24 protein-coding genes are annotated in these 24,654 nt (G+C 62.4%); 12 read left to right on the top strand and 12 right to left on the bottom strand.

Annotated features, from left to right (window positions below):
* Position 1: 1 nt before the first annotated feature.
* The 10 genes from C0V76_RS12195 to C0V76_RS12150 form a co-directional block, all read right to left on the bottom strand.
* On the bottom strand, positions 2-1,327 hold the full coding sequence (locus tag C0V76_RS12195; protein WP_101942669.1) for an HD domain-containing phosphohydrolase: 1,326 nt from the start codon (positions 1,325-1,327) through the stop codon (positions 2-4).
* The gene (locus C0V76_RS12190) at positions 1,324-2,610 is read right to left on the bottom strand and encodes an ATP-binding protein (RefSeq protein ID WP_101942668.1); all 1,287 of its coding nucleotides are present in this window, start codon (positions 2,608-2,610) and stop codon (positions 1,324-1,326) included. Before C0V76_RS12190 ends, C0V76_RS12195 begins: the two co-directional genes overlap by 4 nt.
* Complete coding sequence (locus C0V76_RS12185; protein WP_101942667.1) at positions 2,607-3,560, bottom strand: TRAP transporter substrate-binding protein; 954 nt, start codon at positions 3,558-3,560, stop codon at positions 2,607-2,609. Before C0V76_RS12185 ends, C0V76_RS12190 begins: the two co-directional genes overlap by 4 nt.
* Positions 3,557-5,392: an ATP-binding protein gene (locus C0V76_RS12180; protein WP_101942666.1), complete on the bottom strand. Its 1,836-nt coding sequence runs from the start codon at positions 5,390-5,392 to the stop codon at positions 3,557-3,559. Before C0V76_RS12180 ends, C0V76_RS12185 begins: the two co-directional genes overlap by 4 nt.
* Positions 5,393-5,394: 2 nt before the next feature.
* Positions 5,395-6,204, bottom strand: coding sequence for a response regulator (locus C0V76_RS12175; RefSeq protein WP_101942665.1), 810 nt, complete (start codon positions 6,202-6,204; stop codon positions 5,395-5,397).
* Between the two features lie 246 nt (positions 6,205-6,450).
* Positions 6,451-7,281: a M48 family metallopeptidase gene (locus C0V76_RS12170; RefSeq protein WP_101942664.1), complete on the bottom strand. Its 831-nt coding sequence runs from the start codon at positions 7,279-7,281 to the stop codon at positions 6,451-6,453.
* Complete coding sequence (locus C0V76_RS12165) at positions 7,274-8,464, bottom strand: MFS transporter (RefSeq protein WP_254048231.1); 1,191 nt, start codon at positions 8,462-8,464, stop codon at positions 7,274-7,276. Before C0V76_RS12165 ends, C0V76_RS12170 begins: the two co-directional genes overlap by 8 nt.
* Positions 8,457-9,590: a chorismate synthase gene (aroC, locus tag C0V76_RS12160; protein WP_101942663.1), complete on the bottom strand. Its 1,134-nt coding sequence runs from the start codon at positions 9,588-9,590 to the stop codon at positions 8,457-8,459. Before aroC ends, C0V76_RS12165 begins: the two co-directional genes overlap by 8 nt.
* A 55-nt stretch (positions 9,591-9,645) precedes the next feature.
* Positions 9,646-10,077, bottom strand: coding sequence for a heme-binding protein (locus C0V76_RS12155; protein ID WP_101942662.1), 432 nt, complete (start codon positions 10,075-10,077; stop codon positions 9,646-9,648).
* Between the two features lie 67 nt (positions 10,078-10,144).
* Entirely contained in the window at positions 10,145-10,483 is a 339-nt protein-coding gene (locus C0V76_RS12150; protein ID WP_101942798.1) for a P-II family nitrogen regulator, read from the bottom strand.
* A 162-nt stretch (positions 10,484-10,645) separates the two neighbouring features.
* On the opposite strand from C0V76_RS12150, the gene pseC reads away from it, so the two are divergent.
* The 5 genes from pseC to pseI are packed head-to-tail and all read left to right on the top strand — an operon-like array spanning position 10,646 to position 15,128.
* Entirely contained in the window at positions 10,646-11,806 is a 1,161-nt protein-coding gene (gene pseC / locus C0V76_RS12145; protein ID WP_101942661.1) for a UDP-4-amino-4,6-dideoxy-N-acetyl-beta-L-altrosamine transaminase, read from the top strand.
* Positions 11,803-12,495: a pseudaminic acid cytidylyltransferase gene (gene pseF / locus C0V76_RS12140; RefSeq protein WP_101942660.1), complete on the top strand. Its 693-nt coding sequence runs from the start codon at positions 11,803-11,805 to the stop codon at positions 12,493-12,495. The genes pseC and pseF overlap by 4 nt, the downstream gene beginning before the upstream one ends.
* On the top strand, positions 12,492-13,550 hold the full coding sequence (pseG, locus tag C0V76_RS12135; RefSeq protein ID WP_101942659.1) for a UDP-2,4-diacetamido-2,4,6-trideoxy-beta-L-altropyranose hydrolase: 1,059 nt from the start codon (positions 12,492-12,494) through the stop codon (positions 13,548-13,550). The genes pseF and pseG overlap by 4 nt, the downstream gene beginning before the upstream one ends.
* Entirely contained in the window at positions 13,547-14,077 is a 531-nt protein-coding gene (gene pseH, locus C0V76_RS12130; protein WP_101942658.1) for a UDP-4-amino-4,6-dideoxy-N-acetyl-beta-L-altrosamine N-acetyltransferase, read from the top strand. Before pseG ends, pseH begins: the two co-directional genes overlap by 4 nt.
* Positions 14,067-15,128, top strand: coding sequence for a pseudaminic acid synthase (gene pseI, locus C0V76_RS12125; RefSeq protein ID WP_101942657.1), 1,062 nt, complete (start codon positions 14,067-14,069; stop codon positions 15,126-15,128). Before pseH ends, pseI begins: the two co-directional genes overlap by 11 nt.
* 249 nt (positions 15,129-15,377) lie before the next feature.
* Here pseI and pseB read toward each other — a convergent pair whose 3' ends face one another.
* Together pseB and C0V76_RS12115 are read right to left on the bottom strand one after the other, a co-directional pair.
* A complete protein-coding gene (gene pseB, locus C0V76_RS12120; RefSeq protein WP_101942656.1) occupies positions 15,378-16,373 on the bottom strand; it encodes a UDP-N-acetylglucosamine 4,6-dehydratase (inverting) in 996 nt (331 codons plus the stop codon).
* On the bottom strand, positions 16,370-18,481 hold the full coding sequence (locus C0V76_RS12115; protein ID WP_158239233.1) for a 6-hydroxymethylpterin diphosphokinase MptE-like protein: 2,112 nt from the start codon (positions 18,479-18,481) through the stop codon (positions 16,370-16,372). The genes pseB and C0V76_RS12115 overlap by 4 nt, the downstream gene beginning before the upstream one ends.
* A 384-nt stretch (positions 18,482-18,865) precedes the next feature.
* Here C0V76_RS12115 and C0V76_RS12110 point away from each other — a divergent pair, with 384 nt between their 5' ends.
* From C0V76_RS12110 to C0V76_RS12080, 7 genes are all read left to right on the top strand, one after another.
* Entirely contained in the window at positions 18,866-19,705 is an 840-nt protein-coding gene (locus C0V76_RS12110; protein ID WP_101942654.1) for a flagellin, read from the top strand.
* Between the two features lie 267 nt (positions 19,706-19,972).
* On the top strand, positions 19,973-20,815 hold the full coding sequence (locus C0V76_RS12105; RefSeq protein ID WP_101942653.1) for a flagellin: 843 nt from the start codon (positions 19,973-19,975) through the stop codon (positions 20,813-20,815).
* A 40-nt stretch (positions 20,816-20,855) separates the two neighbouring features.
* A complete protein-coding gene (locus tag C0V76_RS12100; protein ID WP_101942652.1) occupies positions 20,856-21,695 on the top strand; it encodes a flagellin in 840 nt (279 codons plus the stop codon).
* Positions 21,696-22,063: 368 nt separating this feature from the next.
* On the top strand, positions 22,064-22,444 hold the full coding sequence (locus C0V76_RS12095; RefSeq protein ID WP_101942651.1) for a flagellar protein FlaG: 381 nt from the start codon (positions 22,064-22,066) through the stop codon (positions 22,442-22,444).
* Between the two features lie 41 nt (positions 22,445-22,485).
* Positions 22,486-23,862, top strand: coding sequence for a flagellar filament capping protein FliD (fliD, locus tag C0V76_RS12090; RefSeq protein WP_101942650.1), 1,377 nt, complete (start codon positions 22,486-22,488; stop codon positions 23,860-23,862).
* 21 nt (positions 23,863-23,883) lie between these two features.
* Positions 23,884-24,297: a flagellar export chaperone FliS gene (gene fliS / locus C0V76_RS12085; protein ID WP_101942649.1), complete on the top strand. Its 414-nt coding sequence runs from the start codon at positions 23,884-23,886 to the stop codon at positions 24,295-24,297.
* Entirely contained in the window at positions 24,297-24,635 is a 339-nt protein-coding gene (locus C0V76_RS12080; protein ID WP_101942648.1) for a flagellar protein FliT, read from the top strand. Before fliS ends, C0V76_RS12080 begins: the two co-directional genes overlap by 1 nt.
* The last annotated feature ends 19 nt before the right edge of the window (positions 24,636-24,654 follow it).

Here is a 24,654-nt window from a genome sequence, read left to right as displayed (position 1 = left end):
TTCATACCCGCACACACACCACCAGACGGCGGCCGAAGGATTCTTCGAAATCGCGGATCTGGCGGATCAGCAAGTCATCGAGTACATACTCGGTTGCGAGCAGCAGCATGCCGTCCGGGCTATGCAGATCACGCGAGAGCACCATGCCGGCCTCCAGCTCGGCGCCACTCAGGCGGCGCTCGATGATGGTCTGGCGTGGCAGTTTGCCGATGAGCTGGCCGAAGGCATCAACCACATCCGGGTCGTAGCGGAACTTGCGCCCTTCGATGACCCACTGTTTGGCTTCTTCCGGCGTCATTCGCTTGGCGCTGAGAGTGCCAAGCTGGGCGCCGTCGTAATCATTGGCCAGCGCCAGGATGCGGGCACCGAGCGGGATCTTTTCGCCCGTGAGCGCGTCTGGAAAGCCCTGCCCGTCCCAGCGCTCGTGGTGGCTGCGGATGATGTCGGCCACGCCACGCATATCCGGCATCGACATCAGGGCCGCCGCCCCATTGATCGGATGCTTGCGCGCAATCCCGAGTTCGTCACTGTTCATGCGTGTCAGCGGAGTGCCAAAGAGGGCGTCCGGGTAGCCGATCTTGCCGATATCGTGAAGCAGGCCGGCAAGCAGGATTTCGTGCTGCAGATCGGCACCCAGCCCCATTTTCTCGGCCAGTTTGCGCGCGACATCGGCCACCCGCCGGCTATGCCCGGCCAGTGCCGGGGCACGCATCTCGATCAGATTGGAAAGCACCTGTACCGAGGTGAAGAAGGTTTTACGCAACTTCTCCATCGCCAGCGAGATTTCCTGATTGGCGATGCGCAGCTCCTCGGTGCGGATTCTCACCTTGTCTTCGAGCGTCGCATTGAGCTCGCGCAGCGCGGCGTTCTGGTGCGCGGTAAGGGCTTCCAGGCGCTGCTTTTCGGCCTGCAGGCCACGCAACTCGAGCGCCTGCTGGAGCGTCTTGAGAAGCTCTTCGTCATTCCAGGGCTTGGCGATGTAGCGATAGATGCCGCCCTCGTTAATGGCCGCAATCGCCGAGCTGACCTCGGCATAACCGGTGAGCAGGATGCGCAGGGTATCCGGCCAGCGTGCGCGCGCCTGGGCCAGCAACTCGGCGCCGCTCAGGCCGGGCATGCGCATGTCCGACACGATCAGATCCACCGGCTCGCGGGAAAGCAGCTCGAGGGCCTCCGCGCCACTGCCCGCCAGATGCAGCTGGTAGCCACTGGGCCGCAGCAGGCGGCGCAGGGCTGAGAGCACATTAGGCTCGTCATCGACCAGCAGCAGTACTGGCGCGGCCGTGAAGCCCGGTGGCCAGCCAGTGGCAGGCAACAGTTCGCTCATGGCTTGCCTCCCTGAAGATGGGCTGCGCCGCCACGCAGCGGCAACAGGATGCGCACCCGGGTACCGGCACCGGGCGTGCTGTGCACTTCAATATCACCACCATGCCGCTGCACCGTGCCGTAGGCCACGGAAAGCCCAAGCCCGCTGCCCTGCCCCACCGAGCGGGTGGTAAAGAAGGGATCGAAGATATTCGGCAGCACCTCGGGCGCAATGCCACAACCACTGTCCTCGATGCTGATCACCACGCGCTCCCCCTCCAGCGTGGTGCGCACCGTGATGCGGCCCCGCGTCTGAATCGACTGCGCCGCATTGAGCAGCACGCTCATGAACACCTGGTTGATCTCGGAGGCCAGGCAGAACACAGGCGGGATGTCGCCATATTCCCGATGCAGCTCGCAGCGCCCGTCGAACTCGCGCGCCAGCACATCAAGCGTGCTCTCCAGGCAGTGGTGAAGATCGATCTCGCCCCACTGGTATTCCACGCCCTCGCGTGAGAAGTCCTTCAGGCTCTTGACGATGCGGCGCACCCGCTCAACACCCTGGCGGGATTCCTGGAGCAGATCCTGCACATCCTCACGCAGGTAGTCGTAATCAATGGAGCGCTTGAGCAGGGCCAGGCTTTCCAGCTGCGGAGCGGCCAGCGCTCCATCGCGTTCAAGCACTTCGTAATGCTCGATCAGGCGCAGCAAGGCCTGGATATGCTTGTCGAGGCTGCCGAGGTTGGAGGATACGAAGCCGATCGGATTGTTGATCTCGTGAGCCATGCCAGCCGCGAGCTGGCCCACCGAAGCGAGCTTCTCGTTCTGTAGCAGCTGGCCATGAGCCTGCTCGAGGCGCACGTTGAGCGTGTCCAGATCCTGAAAGGCCTTCAGCAAGGCCGCCTGATTGCTCTTGCGCTCGGCAATATCGCGAAAGATCACCACCGCACCGGCGCCGGGCTCGCCGGGTCGCAGCGGATTGGCCGTGATTTCCACATCCAGTGCCTGGCCATTGGCCTGCCAGAAAACGTCTTCGATGAAGCAGAAGGCACCACCACGCTCAAGCCACGCAAAAGGGCTCTGCTCCGGCGGATAGGCGCTGCCGTCGGCATGCCTGGGTTGCAGCAGGCTGTGCAGACTGGCACCACACAAGGCCTGCGCCGAATAGCCGAGCAGGGCGCAGGCGGCACGGTTGGCGTAAGTAATGAGATGCTGCCCATCGATCCCGAGTGCTCCTTCGGTCAGGGTATCGAGCAGGCAAGTGAGAAAAGCCGGTGCAGCGGGCAGCGGGCAAGCCTGGCTCATGCAGCATCCTCCGTGGCAGGGGCTGCGCGCAGATGCTCGACCATGGCGAGGAAGCTGCCCCCGCGCGCAGCCCCGAAGCGCTCGATAAGGCGTTCGCGCGCAGGCTGCAGGGCGATGCGGAAAGGCTGCGGATCAGGCCGCTCGATACGCATGCCGGCAGTACGCAAGGCTTCGATCTGGCTGAGTTCCTCGGTACGCAGGGCGAGACGCATTGCCTGCCCGGCCCGCCGGGACTCCTCAGCGAGGATCTTCTGGTGCTCGGCGCTGAGGGCTTCGAAACTGCGCCGGTTGATGATGTGGAGCATGGCGCCGTAGCTGTAATCGAGCAGGCTCAGATAGCCTTGCTGCTCGTAGAGACGATAGCCGTGGATGATCGCCACGGGGTTTTCCTGGCCATCCACCATGCCCTGCCGCAGGGCCGGGATCAGGCGGGCAAACTCGACCACCACCGGCATCGCCCCCAGGGCCTGGATGGCGTCAAGATTGATGGCGATTGGTGGCACGCGGATGCGCAGCCCGGCCAGATCGGCGGGCTGTTGCAGCGGGCGCACGCGGTTGCTGATCTGGCGCCGGCCCCACTCCCAGCTCGAAAGGCTGTGCAGGCCACGTTGCAGAAGATCCGGCAGGGCCCAGTCGGCAAAGGGGCCATTGAGCACACGATCGGCATGGGCCAGGTCGTCGAACACGAAAGGCATACCGACAAAGCCGAACTTTGGAATCAGCTCGCACAGGCGATCGAAGGGGGCGAAAGCCATGTCTGCCTGCCCGTCCATCACCAGACGCAGCAAGGCTGGGATATTGCCCAGGGTGCTGCCGGGCATGTCGGCAATATTCAGCAGGCCGCCGCTGCGCTGGGCCACGCGACCGGAAAAATCGGCAATGGCACGACCGGCAGCGGAAGTGTCACCGGTATGGTGGGCCAGCAGCAGAGTCTTGAAGCCGGTGCTCATGACCGCTCCTCCGCCCCCGTTGGTATATCGGGGTCACTGTTCGCGGCATCCCCGGCTTGCTGTACCGGCAGATGCAGCGTAAAACAGGTGCCGACGCCCGGAGTGGAGCTGACCTCGATGCGGCCGTGATGCTTGCGGATGATCCCGAAGGAGAGCGAGAGGCCCAGTCCGGTACCCTTGCCAACCGGCTTGGTGGTAAAGAAGGGATCGAAGATGCGCTGCATGACCTCCGGCGCCATGCCGCTGCCGTTATCCTCAATCTCTACCCGCACCTGCCCGTCTTCAGCCCGCGACCGCACCGTGATGCTGCCGCGCCGCCCCTCCGGCATAGCATGGGCGGCATTGACCAGCAGATTCATGAAAACCTGATTGAGCTGCGAGGGCAGGCACTGGATCTGCGGCAGCACACCGTAATCGCGGATCACGTCAGCCTTGTACTTGATCTCGTTATTGACCACGTTGAGCGTCGATTCGAGACCACGGTGCAGATCCACCCACTGCCAGTCGGCACTGGCATCAACGTGGGAGAAGTCCTTGAGATCCTGCACGATCTTGCGCACCCGCTCGATCCCTTCACGCGATTCACGCATGAGATCGAGTACATCTTCTTTCAGGTAAGCCAGATCGATCTTCTCGCGCAGTGCCGCCAGTGAGGCGCGCAGGGCTTCATCGCCGATCATTCCCTCGGCTGCCACATAGGCATCGAGCAGGCCGAGCAGATCATCCAGATAGAGCTGCAGGCTGCCGAAATTCGAGAACACATAGCCGATGGGATTGTTGATTTCATGCGCCACACCTGCCGCCAGCTGACCAATGGAGGCCAGCTTCTCGTTCTGCACGAGCTGCTGCTGGCTCTGGATGAGCTGATCCTGGGCCAGATGGAGCTCTGAGTTCAGGCGCGTAACCTCGCGCAGATGCTCATGCATAGTCAGCTCGAGCTCCTCGCGACGGGCGATGTCTCGCTCCAGCTCGCTCTTGGCACTTTGCAGCTCGCGCGTGCGCTCCGCCACCAGGCTCTCGGCGGCCTGATGCGCGTTCTGCAATTCCGCCTCCACGGCCTTGCGAGCCGTAATGTCGATGAGGGTTTCGATGGCGCCCACGATCTGTCCGGTCGCATCGCGCAGCGGCGCGGCGGCCGCATGCAGCCAGCGGGCGGACTGCTTGCCGTGGGCAGGAAAGAACATCTCGGCCTCATAGCCCCCCTCGGCCGTCGGCGAAGGCCAGAAGCGCCCCTGATAGCGCTGGCGCAGGAAGGCCTCATCAACCGGCCCCATCACCTTGTCAGCCAGCCATTCGCCACGCGCAACGCCAAGGGCCAGACCGGCATCGTCACGACCGATGATGTCATTGGCCGAGAGCCCGGTGATGATCTCGCAGGCACGGTTGCAGTGGCTGATGCGATGCTCGCGATCGAGCACGAAAGTCCCCACCGGATAACTCTCGATGATCTCGGTGAGCATCTGCAGCATCGATGCCTCGGCACTCTCTGCACGCATCCGGGTCGTAACATCGGTACAGGTGGCGATCTGTACCGGGCGCCCACCAAACAGGCTCGGCTGCAGACTCACCTCGAACCAGCGATCGCTGCCATCGGCCATCGGCCAGGGCAAGGCATCGGCCCAGCTTTGCCCGAGCGTGAAATCGATCCAGGATTCTCCTGCCAACTCGCGCAAACCATGCCCCTGCAGCGCGCTGCGCTCCAGTCCGACCGTACGCAGGAAAGCACTGTTGGCAAAGAGCAGGGATTCGCCTTCGATGACCAGCACTCCGACCTCGATCAGATCAAGGAGCAGAAAGCTTTGCCGGGAGTCCCCTGTCTGCAGCGTATCCATAATCAACGCACCGGGGTAATGGCAATGATGAGCCCGCGCTCGGCATGGGGCATGCTCTGGATCTGGGCTTGATAGACCTGCCCGGCGAGTGCGAACCGGCAAGATTTCTGTGCCGGATCGGCGATCAGCACCGCCAGTTCGGCGGGCAACTGGGTCGCCGCCGGGCGACATAACTGCAGCGCCTCGCTGAACAGGACCAGTCCGGCGTGATTGGCAAACATCAGCAGGCCGTCCGCCCCCACGCCAAGTAGTGGCATCGGCAAGGCATGCAGCAACTCCTGGGTGGCCGCAAGCGAAGCTTCGGCAAATTCAGCCTGTTCGGCGAGTTTGCGATTGGCCACTGCAAGCTCCTCATTCACTGTAACCAGCATGCCCTGGAGCATTCGATTCTCATCCTGTACCCACTTGTGATGCAGGGCCTCCCTGATTGAGAGGCGCAGGATTTCGTCGTCCCAGGGTTTGGTCAGGAATTTGTAGACCGCACCCTCGTTGATGGCGGCAGTCACGCTATCGAGATCGGTGTAACCGGAGAGAATGATGCGGACGCTATCGGGACTGGAGGCCTGAGCCTTATGCAGGAAGACCGTGCCCAGCATGCCCGGCATGCGCTGATCCGACACGATCAGGTCGACCTTTTCGTGGGCCAGGATCTCGAGCCCCTGCTCCCCGCTCGAGGCCGTCAGGATGACGTAGTTGTCCCGACGCAAGAGGCGACGCAAGGCGGAGAGGATGTTCTCCTCGTCATCAACCAGCAGCAGCACAGCCGGCTTGATCTCGATGCGCGCATCGCCCGGCCCCTGGATCGTTTCCATGGCTGCGGAAAGCTCCCCTCGTGTTGGCGGGTTTGCGCGCAGGACGGATGTCCAGGCGCCAGCCCCCTGGAGGCTTATCGGCAACTTTGGGAGCGGCCTTGAAAGCCGGTGAGCCGCCTAAAGGGGCAGCACCACGAAATCCGGCCGGCAGACGTGAAAACGGCCCCTGCACAAGGGGCCGTGGCGGTGAGCTGAAGCGCACAGGCTAGCCGACCTGATCGAACAGCCTGGGCGCACCCTCGATATTTATCGGTTTCCCCGGCGGGCCTGTTCGTACAGCGGCATGACCTTGTCGCCATACACCTTGAGATCAGCCTGGCGATCCGCGGAAGCCGGGTGCGTGGATAACCACTTGGGCGGCGCGCCCTCGCTGGCCTTGCCCATTTTCTGCCACAGCGTGACCGCCGCGCGCGGATCGTAGCCCGCGCGCGCGGCCAGTTCGATGCCGACGCGATCCGCCTCGGTTTCATGCTCGCGCGAGTTCGGCAACTCGAAGGTGACGTTATAGACCACACTGGCCAGGTCCATCGTCCCAGAGGAAGCGCCCAGCGCAATGCCGATGATGGACATTCCCAGCCCCGCCGTGGCCGCGCTTGAAGCCCGCTCCAGCGCATGCTCGCGCAGGGCATGGGCGATCTCGTGGCCCATCACCTGGGCCAGTTCGTCGTCACTGGCTTTCAGGCCTTCGATCAGGCCGGTATAGAAGGCGATCTTGCCACCGGGCATGCACCAGGCATTGAGCTCCTTGGACGTGATCACATTCACTTCCCACTTCCACTTGGCGGCTTCAGGGCGGAAGACCTCGGCCTGTGGAATCAGCCGGTCAGCAATCGTACGGATGCGCTGCACCTGCTCCGGATCCTTGTTGAGCGCGCCCTTCTTCTGCTCGCCACCCAGTACCTGCTTGTACTGCAAGGCAGACTGCTGATTGAACTGGCCCCGATCGATCAGCGAGGACACGCGCTGCTCGCGCGTCACGCCCACCACGCCGGGATTGGTGGTCTGCACCGTCTGGCAGCCAACCACCGCGGCCAGCAGCACGGCGGCGCTGGCCCAAGGAGCTATCTTGTCACGCATCCCGTTTCTCTCCCTCACCAAGGCGGGCCGGCCAGCCCAGCCACAAAACCACAAACCCCAGCAGCGCAAACACCGAGCTGGCGGTGAAGGTCCAGCCACCGCCCACACCATCCCACAAGGCCCCGCTCACCAGACTGCCGATGATGCCGCCGGCGCCAAAGGAAATGCTGCCATACAGCGCCTGCCCCTGGGCCTGATGTGCCCCGGCGAACCATTTGCTGACTGCCGAGATCGCGCAGATATGGTTAAGGCCGAAGGTGATGCCATGCAGAAGCTGCAAACCCAGCAGCAAACCGATCCATTCCACGCCCCAGCCGATCAGCGCAAAGCGCCCCACCGCCACCAGCAGCGCCAGAAGCAACATGCTGCGCAGGCGGAATCGCCCCATCAGGCGCGGCGCCCACATGAAGACCAGAATCTCGGCCAGCACCCCGAGGGTCCACAGCAGGCCCACCACGCTCTTACCGTAACCCGCCTCGACCAGATGGATCGAGTAGAACACGTTGAGCGCACCGTGCGCAGCCGTCATCAACATGCAGGACACCAGCAGCGCCAGCACCTCGCGCCGGCGCAAAATGCTCAGAAGGCTGCCACCACTCGCGCGCTTGTCTGCCGGTGGAGCCTCCGGCACCGTCAGCGAGGTCAGCACGATGGCCGCCAGCATCACGATTCCGGCATGGATCACCCAATCGATGCTGGCTCGCTCCAGCCACCAGCCCATGCCCAGTACAGCCACCACAAAACCAAAGGAGCCCCAGGCACGCACTCTGCCATAGCCATGGCGGCCCGCCAGGTGCGCAAAAGTGGTGGCCTCGGCGAGCGGGCTCTGGGCGGTCCAGAAAAAACCCATCACGGCCAGCGCCAGGGCAATGCTCCACAGGCCTTCACCGAGCCAGATGCCAAGAAAACCGCAGAAGGAGCACAAAGCCGCGATACGCATCACCGGCATGCGCCGGCCGGCACGATCGGCCAGCCAGCCCCACAAATTGGGGGCAGCCAGGCGCATCCACTGCATGATCGAGAGCAGGAAACCGATCTGCGCCGAAGGAAAGCCGCGCCCTTGCAGATAGAGCGCAAAGTAAGGCATGAATACGCCGATGAAAGCGTAGTAGAAGAAGTAGTAGGCGGAGAGGCGCGCAAAGGGCACGCGCCCAGCCCCGCCCTGCAAGCCCGCCTCAGTCACGCGGCGACGGCACGGCCTGCACCGCGCCCGGCGCCAGGCCGGCAATCGTCGGCAGCGGCGGCGTGATATCGGCGTTCTGCGCGCGCTGGCGCAAGGCGTGATCGATCAGCACCAGAGCCAGCATGGCCTCGGCGATCGGCGTGGCACGGATGCCCACGCAGGGGTCGTGGCGACCAGTAGTCATCATCATCACCGGATTGCCGTCTCGGTCGATCGAGCGGCGCTCCTGCGGCAGCGAGGAAGTCGGCTTGATGGCGATGGACACGTGAATGTCCTGCCCGGACGAAATCCCGCCCAGCACACCGCCGGCATGGTTCGACAGGAAACCCTCAGGCGTGAGCTCGTCGCAATGCTCGGTGCCACGCTGGGCCACCACACCGAAGCCATCGCCGATTTCCACGCCCTTGACGGCGTTGATGCTCATCATGGCGTAGGCGATGTCGGCGTCCAGGCGATCAAACACCGGCTCGCCCCAGCCCGGCGGCACACCGGTGGCAACCACGTCGATCCTGGCGCCAATGGAATCGCGCTCGGAGCGGATCTGGTCCATATAGCTTTCGAGCTGCGGCACGATCCCGGCATTCGGCGCGAAGAAGGCGTTGTTGCCAACTTCATCCCAGCTCTGGAACGGAATCTCAATCTCACCCAGTTGGCTCATGAAGCCACGGATCACGATGCCGTGTTTTTCGCGAAGCCACTTCTTTGCAATCGCGCCTGCTGCCACGCGCACCGCAGTTTCGCGCGCTGAGGAACGGCCGCCGCCACGGTAGTCGCGCACGCCGTACTTGTGCTCATAGGCGTAGTCCGCATGGCCCGGGCGGAAGGTGTTCATGATCTTGGAGTAGTCGCCGCTTCTCTGATCCTGATTGCGGATCAGCAGCGCGATCGGGGTGCCAGTGGTCTTGCCCTCGAACACGCCGGAGAGGATCTCCACCGCGTCCGGTTCCTTGCGCTGGGTGACATGGCGCGAGGTGCCCGGTTTGCGGCGATCCAGCTCCAGCTGGATGTCGGCTTCAGTAAGCGCCAGTCCCGGCGGGCAGCCGTCCACCACGCAGCCGATGGCCGCGCCGTGCGATTCGCCGAAAGAAGTGACCGTGAAGAGCGTGCCGAAAGTGCTGCCGGACATGGGCGTTCCAATCCATCCTGTGAGGGCGCGGATTTTATCACGCGCCCCTGCCGAATCACCCGGCCAGTGCGGCCACAGCCGCCGCGGCAATCACCGCATCCTGCAGCGCATTCATGCCGGAGACACCGATGGCACCGATCACTTCGCCGTTGCGGAACAAAGGCAGGCCGCCATCCACGGTGCACACGCCGTCCATCGAGAGCATGCGCAGGCCGATCCCGCCCCCCGCCACCACCTCTTCAAGCAGCTTGGTCGGGCGGCGAAAATTGTTGGCCGTCACCGCCTTGGCCTGCGCCACCGCGAGGCTCGCATGCTGGGCACCATCCAGCGCCTGAAAGAGCTTCAGATGCGAGCCGCTATCGACAATCGCGATGACCATCGGCCAGTCCCCCTGGCGCTGGCATTCGGCCACCGCAGCGGCCATCACGCGCTGCGCCTCTTCGAGCGTGATCGGGGCGCCATAGCGCGGGGGAAGGGGCGTGCTCATGTGGAAATCCTTTCAGTCGAAAAACAAAGGCCCCGCACTGCGGGGCCTCGAACGGAGCAAGCCGGCTTCAGATTGCCTGCTCGTTGGTTTCGCCGGTGCGGATGCGCACCACCTGCTCGACGCTCGACACGAAGATCTTGCCGTCGCCGATCTTGCCGGTGTGAGCGGCCTTGATGATGGCTTCCATGGCCTGATCAACGATCTCGTCGACCACCACCACCTCGACCTTGATCTTGGGCAGGAAATCGACCACATACTCGGCGCCGCGATACAGCTCGGTATGACCCTTCTGGCGACCAAAGCCCTTGACCTCAGTCACGGTCAGGCCGGTGATGCCTACTTCGGAGAGGGCTTCGCGCACTTCGTCGAGTTTGAAGGGCTTGATGACGGCTTCGATCTTTTTCACGGCTGGTCTCCAGTCCAACAGGTTGAGGCCCGGAGTATAGCCAACAAGGGGCGCACCGGAAATGCAAGGCACCGAAAACAGGCGGTAAACCAGTGCCATATCGCATACTCTGGAGTACTGGCCGCGGGGCACAATGACGCGGGTAGAGGAGGACCATCGCACATGATTCCGTATGGCAGACAGGACATTTCCGAGGCCGATATCGCCGCCGTCAGCGAGGTGCTGCGGTCGGACTGGCTGACCCAAGGGCCAGTCGTCCCCCGTTTCGAGGCCGCCATTGCCGACCACTGCGGTGCTGCCCATGCGGTGGCAGTCAATAGCGCCACCTCGGCGCTGCATATCGCCTGCCTGGCGCTGGGCCTCGGCCCGGGTGATGCGCTGTGGACCAGCCCGACGACCTTCGTCGCCAGCGCCAACTGTGCGCTGTACTGCGGCGCCAGCGTGGATTTTGTCGACATCGACCCGGTCAGTTACAACCTCTGCCCCCAGCGGTTGGAAGCGAAGCTGCTCGAAGCCGAGGCCCTGGGCCGCCTTCCTAAAATCGTGATTCCGGTGCATCTGTGCGGTCAGCCCTGCGAGATGGCCGCCATCCACGCGCTCAGTGTGCGCTTCGGCTTCCGCATCATCGAGGATGCCTCGCATGCCATCGGCGCCCGCTACCAGAACGAGCCGGTCGGCAACTGCCGCTACAGCGACATCACCGTCTTCAGCTTCCACCCGGTAAAGATCATCACCACCGGCGAGGGCGGCATGGCACTCACCAACGATACACAACTGGCCCGCCAGATGGAGCTCTTGCGCAGCCATGGCATCACCCGCGAAGCCGGCGAGATGGGTCAGCCCCCGGACGGACCTTGGTATTACGAGCAGATCACGCTCGGTTTTAACTACCGTATGACCGAGCTGCAGGCGGCGTTGGGCCTGAGCCAGCTCTCCCGGCTGGACGAATTCGTACGGCGCCGGCAACAGCTCGCCTTGCGCTACGACCAGTTGCTGGCAAACCTGCCGCTCACCCTGCCGGTGCAGGCCACAGTGAGCGAATCCGCCCGCCATCTCTATGTGATCCGCCTGCAGGAGGCCGCCCAGCATCGTTTCGTGTTTGAAGCGCTGCGCGCCGCCGGCATCGGCGTGAACCTGCATTACATCCCGGTACACCTGCAGCCCTGGTATCACACACTCGGCTTCGCGCCCGGACAGTTCCCGCAAGCCGAAGCCTATTACCGCGAGGCCATCAGCCTGCCGCTCTACTCCGGCCTCAGCGAAGAAGAGCAGAACGAAGTAGCCGCCGCCCTGCGCGAAGTGCTGACCGAGGCCCAACGATGAAACTCTGCGTAATTCCGGCGCGCGGCGGCAGCAAACGCATCCCGCGCAAGAATCTGAAAGACTTCTGCGGCCGCCCGATCATCGGCTGGTCCGTAGTGGCCGCGCGCCGCGCCGGCTGTTTCGATCACATCATCGTATCGACCGACGACGAAGAGATCGCCGCTACCGCCCGCAACCTCGGCGCCAGCACGCCCTTCATGCGCCCGCCCGAACTTTCCGACGATCACACCGGCACCACCGCCGTGATCGCCCACGCCATCCGCCATTTCGACGCCGCCGGCACGCCGCCCACGCTCGTCTGTTGTCTCTATGCCACCGCCCCCTTCGCCAGTTCGGACGACCTGCGCGCTGGGCTCGAACGCCTGCAGGATTCGGATGCCGACTATGCCTTCCCGGTCACCCGCTATCCCTTCCCGATCCAGCGCGCGGTGCGCCTCGACGAAGCGCAGCATGTGAGCATGTTCCAGCCCGAGCATTTCGCCACCCGCTCGCAGGATCTCGAAGAAGCCTGGCACGACGCCGGCCAGTTCTACTGGGGCCGCCGCGAGGCCTGGCTGGCCGGCACGCCAATCTTCTCGCCGCGCTCGCTGGGCCTGCCGGTGCCGCGCCATCGCGTACAGGACATCGACACGCCCGAAGACTGGCTGCGTGCCGAATGGCTCTTCAAGGCCATGCAGGCCGGCCTATGAGTATCACGGCCCTGCCCCGGCGGATCGGGCGCGTCGCCTTTCGCTGCGACGCCAGCCTCACCCTCGGCAGCGGCCACGTGATGCGCTGCCTGACCCTCGCCCAAGCCCTGCAGGCCGAGGGCAGCGACTGCCATTTCCTGTGCCGCGGCGAGCCCGGCCATTTGCTCGACCAGATCCGCGCCGCCGGTTTCACCGCGCACGAGTTGCCGGCCAGCGAAGCCTTCAGTCAGGAACAGGACGCCGCCGCCTGCCGCAACGCGCTGGACGCACTGCGGCCAGACTGGCTCATCGCCGATCACTACGCACTTGCCGCCGAGTGGGAAAGCGCGCTGCGCGGAAGCGGCCGGCATCTGCTGGTCATCGACGATCTGGCCGACCGCGCACATGTGGCCGATCTGCTGCTGGATCAAAATCTCGGCCGCCAGACCAGCGACTATGCCAGCTTGCTGCCCGCCACCTGTCGCGTGCTGGCCGGCCCGCACTACGCCCTGCTGCGCGACGAATTCGCCACCGCCCGCAAACTCAGCCTGCGCCACCGGCAAGTGCCTGCGCTCCGGCACATCCTGATCAGCTTCGGCGGCGCCGATGCACACAACCTCAGCGGCGCCGTACTGCGAGCCCTGCAAGGCAGCCGGCTACCCACCGATTGCCGTATCACGGTGATCCTCGGCGCGGCCAACCCCTGGCAGCAGGAGACCCGGGGGCTGGCTGTGCAAATGCCCTGGGCGACCGAAGTGAAAATCAATGTGGCAGACATGGCCCGCCACCTCGCCAGCGCCGATCTCGTCATCGGCGCGGCCGGCGGCAGCGCCTGGGAGCGCTGCTGCCTGGGCGTGCCCAGCGTGTTGCTGATCCAGGCCGAGAACCAGCGCGCCGGTACGCAAGCACTCCTCGAGGCCGGCGCTGCTCTGTTCGCCGAGCGGCCGGAAGACTTGGCTGCGAGCCTCGCACAACTCGCCCCGCCCCGTCTCTCCACCCTCAGCGCCAGCGCCGCTGCTATCTGCGACGGCCTTGGTGCGCAACGCGTAGTGCGGACCATGAAGGAGCTGTCATGAAAATCACCGGCCTGCTGCGCCCGCTTGAAGAGCGCGACCTCCCCTTGCTGCTGGCCTGGCGCAACCATCCCTCGGTGCGCGTGGCCATGTTCCGCCGCAGCGAGATCACGCCTGCCGAACACGCCAAGTGGTTCGCTAGCCAACAGCACCTGAGCGAACGCTTTCTGCTGATCTATGAGGAAGCTGGCAACCCACTCGGCCACGTCAATTTCAGCCAGCTGCAAAACCCGAAAATGGCGGACTGGGGCTTCTACCGGGCCCCCGAAGCGCCCAATGGCAGCGGCCTGCGCATGGGCCGCGCCGCCCTTGACTGGGCCTTTGAAACCCTGAGTCTGCACAAGCTGTGTGGCCAGGTGATCGCCGACAACCCCCGCTCGCTTGCCTTTCACCGCAAGCTCGGCTTCCAGCTCGAAGGCGTTTTGCGCGAGCAGTATCACGACGGGACACACTATTTCGATGTGCACTGCTTCGGCCTCTTGCGCCACGAGTGGCAACACTACAACCCAGAGGCTGCCAATGACGACTGAGCACAGCATCCACATCGCCGGCCGGCGCATCTCGCGCGAAGACCCGCCCTATGTGATCGCCGAAATGTCTGCCAACCACAACGGCAGTCTCGACACCGCCTTCGCCATCATCGACGCAGCCGTCGCGGCCGGCGCCAGTGCCGTCAAGCTGCAGACCTACCGGCCGGACACCCTCACGCTCGACTGCGCCAGTGAAGACTTCCAGATCCACGGCGGCCTGTGGGATGGCCAGACCCTCTACCAGCTCTACCAGCAGGCTCACATGCCCTGGGAATGGCACGCCCCGCTCTTCGCCCATGCAAAAAAGCGCGGCGTCACGATTTTCAGCTCGCCCTTCGACCGCACCGCAATCGACCTGCTCGAAGACCTCGGCGCGCCGGCCTACAAGATCGCTTCCTTCGAGGCCATCGACCTGCCCCTGATCCGCTACGCCGCCGCCACCGGCAAGCCCATGATCATCTCCACCGGCATGGCCGATGCCGAAGAAATCGCCGAGGCAGTGGACGCCGCACGCAGCGGCGGCTGCCGCGAGCTCGCACTGCTCCACTGCGTGAGCGGCTACCCGGCCCCGGCCGAGGACTACAACCTCGCCACGATTGCCGACATGCGCGCGCGCTTCGGCTGCGTGGTCGGTCTCTCGGACCACACCCTGGACAACACCACCGCAATAGCCAGCGTCGCACTCGGCGCCGCCATCCTTGAAAAACACTTCACGCTGGATCGCTCCGGCGGCGGCCCGGACGACAGCTTCTCGCTGGAGCCCGATGGCCTCGTCGCCCTGTGCCGCGATTCCGCCACCGCCTGGCGCGCGCTGGGCCGGGTGGATTACGGCCGCAAATCCAGCGAGCAAGGCAACGTCAAATTCCGCCGCTCGCTCTACTTCGTGCGCGCTCTTAAAGCGGGCGATGTGATCGGCCCGGACGATGTGCGCAGCGTGCGCCCCGGCTTTGGCCTGCCGCCCAAGCATCTCGATGCGGTGATCGGCAAGCGTGTGCTGGCCGACGTGGCCGCCTGCACGCCGGTAAGAGTAGAAGTGATTGAGGGGCTGTAGGCACGGGTAAAGGTCAATGTAGGCGGAACTTCAGTCGCGCGACACGCATGGTTTGCTGATTGAAGTCAGCCCTACACCAACCGGATCGTCGGCCAGGGTTCTCGTGGAGACCCGCCCCGGATTACGCTGTGCTGCATCCCGGTCGCATGCAAAGCCTGAGGCGTTTCACCCCAAGCATCCCCCGCCAATACCTGAAACAACAAGACCGGCATTTCGCCGGCCTTGTTGTTTTTCCTGAACCACAACCCGCTACTTCTTCTCGGCTATCAGGGCGCGGATTTCATCGTCCGTAAGGAAGTGCTCATTGGTGCCGGAGTTGTATTCGAAGCCGTCTTCCACCTGGCGGCCCCTCTCCCCTGTTGCATCGAGGAAGTAGTTAGGCTCGGTCACGAAGCTGATCGAGGGCCGGATCACGTAGTGCTGCGAGAATTCAACGGTCTGGAAGGCGTTGTCGGCCGGCACCATGACTTCGTGCAGCTTTTCGCCAGGACGGATGCCGACGATCTTCTGGGGCAGATCCGGCGCCATGGCGCGGGCCAGATCCGTGATGCGCGAGGACGGGATCTTCGGCACGAAGAGTTCGCCACCGTGCATGCGCGCCAGACTGCGGATCACGAACTCGACCCCCTGCTCCAGGGTGATCCAGAAGCGCGTCATGCGGGGGTCGGTGATCGGTATCTCCGTCGCGCCTTCGCTGATCAGTTTCTGAAAGAAGGGCACGACCGAGCCGCGCGAGCCGACCACGTTGCCGTAGCGCACCACGGCAAAGCGGGTTCGGCGGCGACCAACGATGTTGTTGGCGGACACGAAAAGCTTGTCGGACGCGAGCTTGGTGGCGCCATACAGGTTGATCGGGCTGGCAGCCTTGTCAGTGGAGAGGGCGATCACGCGCTCGACTTCGTTGTCGAGGCAGGCGTCGATCACGTTCTGGGCGCCATGGATGTTGGTCTTGATGCACTCCATCGGGTTGTATTCGGCGGCCGGCACCTGCTTGATGGCGGCGGCGTGAATCACCACGTCGATCTCGCGGCAGGCCTGGCGGGTGCGCTCAGCATCGCGTACATCACCCAGGAAGAAGCGCATGCGCGGGTCGCGGAACTCCTGCTGCATCTCGTATTGCTTGAGTTCGTCGCGCGAGTACACCACCACCCGGCGCGGATTGTGATGGGCGAGGATGTTGCGTACGAACTGGCGGCCGAAGGAGCCGGTACCGCCGGTGATGAGGATGGACTTGCCGTCGATCATTGTTGTTCTCCCTGGTCGGATGCCTGTCTGGCCCGCGCGGCGTCGGCGAGGTCCTGTAGCCCGTCGGAGGCTGCAGCAAGAAAGTTCTGGATCACCCCGAAGGCTTCGGTGGCGTACTCCACCGCCAGCTCATCGGTGGCGCACAAGGCCATGCAGTCGTAGAGGAAACGCCCCATATGCAGCATGGAGCCGCGCATGAGCGGGAAGATCTGAGTGCTGCGGTGCTTGTCTGCAAAGAAGTAGTGGTGCAGATCGAACATACGCTCGACGATGTCCATCTTCTCGTGCACCTCAGGCGCGAGGATGCGGGCCACATCTTCGCGCACTGCCACGAGTTGCTCTTGCATCATCGCCAAACTGTGCAATGGGTCTTGGTCATAGCTCGTGGTAAAAGCCCCGAGCATGGCCTCGATGGCCTCCATGCGGGTGGCCGGCGTCGCAGCACTCGTAAAATCCTCGGCATGCAAAGGCTCAGCACCTCGGATCAAGGCTCCGTCATTGAGGTTGTACACCTTCGCGCCGGGGTTCTCGCGCAAGGATATGACCATCGAATCGCGTGAATGAGTAAAGGTGTCGGTCGAAAACACCTTGCCGCCAAAGTTGCCTTCCACTTCGCGGGCATTGGCTTCACGGTGGCGCTTGTGAGTGATGTCGACAATCTTCTTGAGATCAGGCGATACAGTGCTCTGGCCTTCGAAGTACACCGAAGCCTTGGAGTGGTGGTGCGCTTCGCTGCGAAAACCCAGATCCACCCCCATCAGGTAGATATTGCGAAAGCCCAGGCGCAAAGCCAGTGCCAGCCCACCATTGGTACAGGTAGGGCCGCTGCGGAAAACCGGAGCTTCACCAAAGAAATTACCCACCATGGCCCCCACATCCATTTCCTTGAAGAACATCAAAGGATGCTGGGTGAGTTCAAACACCTCAGGCGGCAAAATGGAAAGACCCAGAATAGGCACCTCGCCTTTCCAGGATTCATTCAACGTGGCCGCGAGGAATCGGTTAGTCAGTGCCGTGCGCTCGATCTCGACGTGAAAGTCCGGTCGGATGCCAGCCCGCGCCAATGCTGAGATCGCCGTACCACAACTGAACACCACGGCCCGGTCACGATACTCGCGCAAAAGCGGCAGCAGGTGATCGAGCGAGGGCCCGGCGCCGATGATGAACGCCATCGCGTCTTCCGGGATCGGGCGCTCGGGCGCTCGGGTATAGGCTGGATAACGTGCGAGGCAATTATCCAGAGCATGCTTAAGACCCAGGATCTCGTCATCCAGAAAACCCCAACCACGATAAAAGGTCCAGAGGTCGGTCTTCAGCTTGTCCCAGAGCTCGCGAACTTTCTCCGAGTCGTAATCATTGAAAAACATCCCAGCGCCCTGAATGCAGTATGGCGGCCAGAGGTTGTAGAAGTGCACACGCAGATGGTCAGAGAGCTTTTCAGGCGATTCGTCATAAGCAACCGAAAAGTAAAACCCTTTGCGGGAGAAGCGCTGGGCCAGTGAGATGTAGTCGACGAAATACAGCGATAGATTCAGACGCGCGATGTCGGTATCAACTATCAGCAGATGGCGCAGATCGTAATCATCTACAAGCCTATCCAGATGCCAGCCGAATCCGCTTCCAAACACGATCGCGATTGGCAGTTTCTTGTCACCAAAATCAGCCAGCGGCAACCGCCGTCCCTCTTCTGAGGTGAGGTCGAGAAATTTCTGCACGAGCTTCGTGCGGTACTCAACCTCAATGTAGGAGTGGAAGAAGGAGTAATCCTGGTGCGGCGCTACATCGTGAAGATTATTGATGTAACCGTGGTTCACCGTGATGCGCGGGCGAATCTTGGGATTGTTGAAAACATCCATCAGGATCCGGGAGAGATCCACGTAATCCTTCGGATCCCCCTTGTAGCCGGCTGAATAGATGGTCAGCCCACCGTCAGCATCCACCTCAAAGGGGGCTGGCAGCTCAGCGCCCATGATGTTTTCGAAAACATCCGGAAAGCGCTCATGGAAGAAGAGCAGATTGGCCTGATAGGTGGCCATCAGCTTCTGGATGTAGGCCTCCTGTAAAGGCGTCCACTCCTGATCCAGTGCCCCTTGACTGCTATCGTCCATTCCGTTTGCTCCAGCGAGACAGGTGCTGACACACCTGTTTACAAAAAAAAGCTGAACTCCGGAGGCCGGACGAATCACGGGCTTATCCGGGTTATCGGCCCGCATACCTGAAAACTTTAATCCGAAGGGCGCTTTCTCCAACACGGCACCCTCCCCGCAAACCCGCGCCACTAAAGGGTTTTCAGGCCACGGTTTTTCACACCACAAAAATATATCTGCCTGAAGGCCTACATAACCCTGAAGAGAAGGGTATTCCGGTCGTTATTTGGCTCATGGCACGGGACTACACAGGACCAAAGCCAGCAGTCAGGAATCGGGGCTCAGCCCCTCAGGCCATACAGCCGCCAGACTGAAGTGAGAAACGCATATACAAGGAGTAGCAAAATGGCACTGACGATCAACACCAACGTGGCTTCGCTGAACGCCCAACGTAACCTCACAGGCACGCAGAGTTCATTGTCTACCTCGCTGCAACGCCTGTCCTCCGGTCTGCGCATCAACAGCGCCAAGGACGATGCAGCAGGCATGGCCATCGCTGAGCGTATTCAGGCACAGGTGCGCGGCTTCAACGTTGCCACCCGCAACGCCAACGATGCGGTCTCCCTGATGCAGGTGGCCGACGGCGGTGCCGAGCAGATTTCCAACAATATTCAGCGTATGCGCGAGCTGGCCGTGCAAGCCGCCAACGGTACGCTGAACTCTGGTGACCGAGCCAACCTGCAGGTGGAGTTTTCAGCCCTTGGCAAGGAAATTTCCCGTCTCTCGAACGCCACCAAGTTCAACAACATTGAACTGATCAACTCGACTGGCGCTCAGACCTTCACCTTCCAGGTCGGTGCTGGCACCACCAGCAACGACCAGATCACCGTCTCTACAGTCGATCTGCAGGCCTCTACGATCGCCCTTGATTCCGGCTCGATCACAATTGACGGCAGCACAGCCTCCAATGCGCTCGCCGCTATTACTAACCTCGACTGCGGCATCAATACCATCACGACCACTCGTGCAGGCTTTGGTGCCGCACTGAACCGGGCCACGGCAGTGATCTCCTCTCTCCAGATCGCAGTCGAGAACCAGTCGGCAGCCCGCGGCCGCATCGTTGATGCCGACTTCGCTTCGGAAACCGCCAATCTCTCGCGCTCGCAGATTCTGCAACAGGCCGGTACCGCGATGCTGGCCCAGGCCAATGCGCTGCCGCAGCAAGTGCTCAGCCTGCTCCAGTAAAAACCCCCTTGCCGTAACGGCAGAAAATGCCGGTGGATGAGAATCCACCGGCATTTTTTTCGCCCGTCATTCCGCTTTGACTACCGCAAGCACCTCTCAAGGAGAACTGACAAACAGCCCAAAACCATTGCCCCACGGGGATTTCATAAAACTGGCATCGGCTTTGCATAGGCGTTGGCAAGCGTGTTCCTGTTCCTCTCCACGGAACAAGACGTTTGAACCACCGCCGAACCAGATCGGTCCGGCACGAAATCCAGGAGTCCGGGCATGGCAATGACGATCAACACCAACGTGGCCTCGCTGAACGCGCAGCGCAATCTTTCCAGCAACCAGACAGCACTGACCACCTCACTCCAGCGTCTGTCCTCGGGGCTGCGAATCAACAGCGCCAAGGATGACGCAGCCGGCCTGGCAGTCGCCGAGCGCATCCAGGCCCAGGTGCGCGGGTTCAACGTCGCCATCCGCAACTCCAATGACGCCATCTCGCTGATGCAGGTGGCCGACGGCGGCGCCGGACAGATTGCCGACAACATTCAGCGCATGCGCGAACTCGCCGTGCAGGCTGCCAACGGCACACTGAACTCAGGGGACCGCGACAACCTTCAGGTCGAATTCTCAGCCCTGGGCAAGGAAATCACGCGCCTCTCCGAGGCCACCAAGTTCAACAATATCCCGCTGCTGAACTCTGCCTCCTCCACCTTTACCTTCCAGGTCGGCGCAGGCACCACAGCCAATGACCAGATCAGCGTCTCCACCGTGGATCTGCGTGCCTCGGGCGCCATCCTGGTGGATTCCGCTTCGATTTCCATCAATGGCAGCACGGCTTCCAATGCACTCGCCGCGATTACCAATCTGGACTCGGCGATCAACACCATCACGACCACCCGCGCCGGCTTCGGTGCAGCACTCAACCGCGCTACTGCCGTGATTTCCTCGCTGCAGATCTCGGTCGAGAACCAAGCCGCGGCACGCGGACGCATCGTCGATGCCGACTTCGCCGCCGAAACCGCCCAGCTTTCGCGCAACCAGATCCTGCAGCAAGCTGGCACGGCCATGCTTTCGCAGGCCAATGCGCTTCCCCAACAAGTCCTGCAGCTTCTGCAGGGCTGATGCAGACGTTCAGTAATTCACAGCAAACTGGAGAACCATCATGGCAATGACCATCAACACCAACGTTCCTTCGCTGAATGCCCAGCGCAATCTCAGCGGCTCACAGGCCTCCCTGTCCACCTCGCTGCAGCGCCTCTCCTCGGGCCTGCGCATCAACTCGGCCAAGGACGACGCAGCCGGCCTGGCGGTCGCCGAGCGAATCCAGGCCCAGGTGCGCGGCTTCACGGTGGCGGTGCGCAATGCCAACGATGCGATCTCCCTGATGCAAGTCGCCGACGGCGGCTCCGGGCAGATAGCCGACAACATCCAGCGCATGCGCGAGCTGGCCATCCAAGCTGCCAACGGCACGCTGAACTCGGGCGACCGCGCCAACCTGCAGGTGGAATTCGCCGCCCTGGGCAGCGAGGTACAGCGCCTCTCGCAAGCCACCAAATTCAACAACGTACCGCTGCTGAACTCGGCCGTTTCCACCTTCACCTTCCAGGTCGGTGCCGGCACCACCCAGTATGACCAGATCAGCGTCTCCACCGCTGATCTGCGTGCCAGCGCACTGGCCATCGACTCCTCGGTGATCAACGTGGCCGGCAGCACCGGCTCCAATGCGCTCGCCGCCATCACCAACCTGGATTCGGCGATCAACACCATCACCACCACCCGCGCAGGTTTTGGCGCTGCGCTGAACCGCGCCCAGGCCGTGATTTCCTCACTGCAGATCGCGGTGGAAAACCAGTCTGCCGCCCGCGGCCGGATCGTCGATGCGGACTTTGCGCAGGAAACTGCCAATCTCTCGCGCACCCAGATCCTCCAGCAAGCCGGCACAGCCATGCTGGCGCAGGCCAACGCACTCCCACAACAAGTGCTCCAACTCCTCCAGGGCTAAGCGCTTCTTACAACCGGTCAGTTGCTGTGATTTCGAGGAGGCGGAAGCCTCCTCTTTTTTGTCCACCCAGTCCGCCCGTCAGCTTCATCCAGCCTTGCAGCCCAGCTAACCCTGTGGACTGTGAAAAAGTAGTCGTTATCCCCCCTACGGACGCCCCGGAAGGCATGCCAGTACCGCCCTCCGAACGTCGCCAGAAGCTGTGCCGGGGCCCCCGCCCGACCACAGCCTGAGTGGGACGCAGACAACAGGATGGAGTCACAGATGACGCATGCAGCCAGCAATATTCCCGGGCAATCCCGCCCGCCGCCGGTCTGCCTGTACGCCCTCACCCCTTGTCGCGCCCCCCGGTAGTCACAGGAGGCTGAATCATGACGATGCAACCCATTACGCCCGTTTCCTCGCCCGACGCAGTTTCACATGCACGCGACATCCGTCCCTCAGCAGGCAAGGATGTCCCGCTTGATGAAACCCTTAACGTCGTCGGCGAAGACAAGACCGAGCAAGGCACCAGTGCGCCGCCCCCGAGCCGAGAGGCGGTCAACGAGGCTATGCAGGAAATGCAGCGCGCCCTGCCCTCCGTGGCACGAAACCTGCAATTCTCCATTGACGAGCAAACCGGTCGGAGTGTCGTCAAGGTTGTGGATGCAGACACGAGCGAAGTTATCCGCCAGCTGCCCAGCGAAGAGTTGCTAAACATCGCACACGCCCTGGACAAATTATCCGGCCTGCTCCTCAAGCAGAAAGTCTGAGCCGCTTGCGGCAAACGCTTGAAATAACAGGGTAAGCAATCATGGCAGGCACAATTACTTCTGCAGGACTCGGGTCTGGGATCGATATCGAATCCCTGGTGACCAAACTGATGTCCATCGAACAGCAGCCGATCACCAAGCTGCAGACCAAGGACAAGAGTTTTGACACCAAGCTCTCCGCCTTCGGCACGCTCAAGAGTTCGCTCTCCAGCCTGCAGACGGCGGCAGAAGCGATCAGTTCGGCGGCAAAATTCTCGGCTTACCAGGCAAGTATTGCCGACAGCACGATCGGAACGGTCAGCGCCGGCTCTTCCGCCTCGGCCGGCAGCTATCAGCTGGAAGTCAGCTCGCTTGCGTCATCACAGAAAGTCGTCACGACGGCACAAAGCAGCAGCTATACCTTTGCCGATGGAACGCTCAGCTTTGACGTAGCTGGCAAGGTCACCAACATCGACATCAGCGCAGCCAAAGGCAACAACACCCTCGCCAAAGTCAGGGACGCCATCAATGCATCTGGCGCGGGCGTGAGCGCCAGCCTGCTCAGTGACGGTAATGGCACCCGGCTGATCCTCACCGCCTCGCAGTCCGGCACCGACAACGGCTTCACTGTGAGTGGCCTGGGGCTCGGTTTCGATCCGAATGACATTGCCAGCTCGGATAGCCTGGTCGATCAAAGCACTTCGAAGGCAGCCACCAACGCCGTATTCACGCTCGACGGTGTGCAGGTCACCCGATCCAGCAACGTGATCAGTGACGCGCTGGACGGCGTGACGCTGACCCTGAACAAAAAGAATATCGGCACGCCAACCACGCTCAACATCACGCAGGATGGAACGGCGATCCAGAAAAAGGTCGAGGACTTCATCACGGCCTATAACAACGTCGTCAACACAATCAAGACCCAGACAGCCTGGAACAACGACACCAAGACGGCTGCAGCCCTCAACGGCGATGCCGCAGTACGTGGTATCCAGAGCCAGCTGCGCAGCATTGTCAGCGGCTCCCTGTCGAGCGGTTCGCTGACCCGTCTCTCCGACATTGGCATCAAGATCGAGACCAGCGGCACCCTCACGCTCGACAGCACCAAATTCAAAAACGTGCTGGCCGACCCGACCAAGGACATTGGCAGCCTGTTTGCCGAAGGCACGGTCAGTGGCTTTGCCGACCAGATCGCTGATCGGGTCAAGGAGTTCCTTGGTACCGACGGCCTGCTGACCAGCCGTACCGATGGGATCAAGAAGACCCAGCTTGGCATCGACAAGCAGATTGAAACCCTGGAAGCCCGCATGACCGTGATCGAAGCGCGCTACCGCAAACAATTCACGGCGCTGGATACCTCTGTCGCCAGCTGGAACTCAACCGGCAACTATCTCACCACGCAGCTCTCAAGCCTGCTGACCAAGTACACCAACAATTAACCGAGCAGGAGCCCATCCATAATGTTTGCACGTCCCTCGGCTGCCGCTGCCTACGCCAAAGTTGGTGTGGAATCCCATGTCACCAACGCGGACCCGCATCAGCTGATCCTCATGCTCTTCGATGGCGCCCTGCTGGCCATCAACTCTGCTGCCATCGCCATGGAGCGTGGCGATATTGAAGCGCGCGTGAAGAACATCACCAAGGCCATCGAAATCATCACCATGGGGCTCAAGGCCAGTCTGGACGCGCAAGGTGGCGGCGAACTAGCCGAACGGCTCGGCGCTCTCTACGACTACATGTGCTCACGTCTCCTGCACGCCAACGCCTTCAGCACGGATGCGCCGCTGGTGGAAGTAGCTGGCCTGCTGCGCGATCTGCGCGACGCCTGGTCGCAGATTGCTAATGCCAGCCAGGCAGAATCACAGGAGGCATGATGGATCCGACCCTCCCCCTCTACGAAGCCATGCATCATCTCTCCAGCGAAATGCTGGTGGCTGCCCGCGCCAATGACTGGGACCAGTTCTGCCTGCTCGAACGCGAAGCCGCCGAGCTGCGCGATCGCCTCGTCCGCTACGAGATGCCGGCAGCAAGCCCTGCCTCCCTCGATGAAGGCGGCAGGGCACGCAAAGTGGCCCTCATTCAGCAGATCCTCGCCGAAGATCGCGAGATCCGCAGCCACACCGATCCCTGGCTGGAACATGTGCGTGCCCTGTTGGCTGGCAACAGCCGGCAACGGGCGATCAATAACGCCTACGGTCTGCGGTCGGGCTAGAATCAGGGCCATCCCAGCG

Origin of the sequence: Uliginosibacterium sp. TH139, from assembly GCF_002855595.1 — a bacterium.
In the GTDB taxonomy this organism is placed as follows: Bacteria; Pseudomonadota; Gammaproteobacteria; order Burkholderiales; family Rhodocyclaceae; genus Uliginosibacterium; species Uliginosibacterium aquaticum.
Note: the sequence above shows the minus strand (reverse complement) of the source record. Positions and strands in the feature narration are given on the sequence as shown.

What these genes read in the sequence shown, in the direction of transcription:
- C0V76_RS12195 (WP_101942669.1), bottom strand. Translation starts at nt 1,327, where the DNA reads ATGAGCGAACTGTTGCCTGCCACTGGCTGGCCACCGGGCTTCACGGCC.
- C0V76_RS12190 (WP_101942668.1), bottom strand. Translation starts at nt 2,610, where the DNA reads ATGAGCCAGGCTTGCCCGCTGCCCGCTGCACCGGCTTTTCTCACTTGC.
- C0V76_RS12185 (WP_101942667.1), bottom strand. Translation starts at nt 3,560, where the DNA reads ATGAGCACCGGCTTCAAGACTCTGCTGCTGGCCCACCATACCGGTGAC.
- C0V76_RS12180 (WP_101942666.1), bottom strand. Translation starts at nt 5,392, where the DNA reads ATGGATACGCTGCAGACAGGGGACTCCCGGCAAAGCTTTCTGCTCCTT.
- C0V76_RS12175 (WP_101942665.1), bottom strand. Translation starts at nt 6,204, where the DNA reads ATGGAAACGATCCAGGGGCCGGGCGATGCGCGCATCGAGATCAAGCCG.
- C0V76_RS12170 (WP_101942664.1), bottom strand. Translation starts at nt 7,281, where the DNA reads ATGCGTGACAAGATAGCTCCTTGGGCCAGCGCCGCCGTGCTGCTGGCC.
- aroC (WP_101942663.1), bottom strand. Translation starts at nt 9,590, where the DNA reads ATGTCCGGCAGCACTTTCGGCACGCTCTTCACGGTCACTTCTTTCGGC.
- C0V76_RS12155 (WP_101942662.1), bottom strand. Translation starts at nt 10,077, where the DNA reads ATGAGCACGCCCCTTCCCCCGCGCTATGGCGCCCCGATCACGCTCGAA.
- pseC (WP_101942661.1), top strand. Translation starts at nt 10,646, where the DNA reads ATGATTCCGTATGGCAGACAGGACATTTCCGAGGCCGATATCGCCGCC.
- pseF (WP_101942660.1), top strand. Translation starts at nt 11,803, where the DNA reads ATGAAACTCTGCGTAATTCCGGCGCGCGGCGGCAGCAAACGCATCCCG.
- pseG (WP_101942659.1), top strand. Translation starts at nt 12,492, where the DNA reads ATGAGTATCACGGCCCTGCCCCGGCGGATCGGGCGCGTCGCCTTTCGC.
- pseH (WP_101942658.1), top strand. Translation starts at nt 13,547, where the DNA reads ATGAAAATCACCGGCCTGCTGCGCCCGCTTGAAGAGCGCGACCTCCCC.
- pseI (WP_101942657.1), top strand. Translation starts at nt 14,067, where the DNA reads ATGACGACTGAGCACAGCATCCACATCGCCGGCCGGCGCATCTCGCGC.
- pseB (WP_101942656.1), bottom strand. Translation starts at nt 16,373, where the DNA reads ATGATCGACGGCAAGTCCATCCTCATCACCGGCGGTACCGGCTCCTTC.
- C0V76_RS12115 (WP_158239233.1), bottom strand. Translation starts at nt 18,481, where the DNA reads ATGGACGATAGCAGTCAAGGGGCACTGGATCAGGAGTGGACGCCTTTA.
- C0V76_RS12110 (WP_101942654.1), top strand. Translation starts at nt 18,866, where the DNA reads ATGGCACTGACGATCAACACCAACGTGGCTTCGCTGAACGCCCAACGT.
- C0V76_RS12105 (WP_101942653.1), top strand. Translation starts at nt 19,973, where the DNA reads ATGGCAATGACGATCAACACCAACGTGGCCTCGCTGAACGCGCAGCGC.
- C0V76_RS12100 (WP_101942652.1), top strand. Translation starts at nt 20,856, where the DNA reads ATGGCAATGACCATCAACACCAACGTTCCTTCGCTGAATGCCCAGCGC.
- C0V76_RS12095 (WP_101942651.1), top strand. Translation starts at nt 22,064, where the DNA reads ATGACGATGCAACCCATTACGCCCGTTTCCTCGCCCGACGCAGTTTCA.
- fliD (WP_101942650.1), top strand. Translation starts at nt 22,486, where the DNA reads ATGGCAGGCACAATTACTTCTGCAGGACTCGGGTCTGGGATCGATATC.
- fliS (WP_101942649.1), top strand. Translation starts at nt 23,884, where the DNA reads ATGTTTGCACGTCCCTCGGCTGCCGCTGCCTACGCCAAAGTTGGTGTG.
- C0V76_RS12080 (WP_101942648.1), top strand. Translation starts at nt 24,297, where the DNA reads ATGGATCCGACCCTCCCCCTCTACGAAGCCATGCATCATCTCTCCAGC.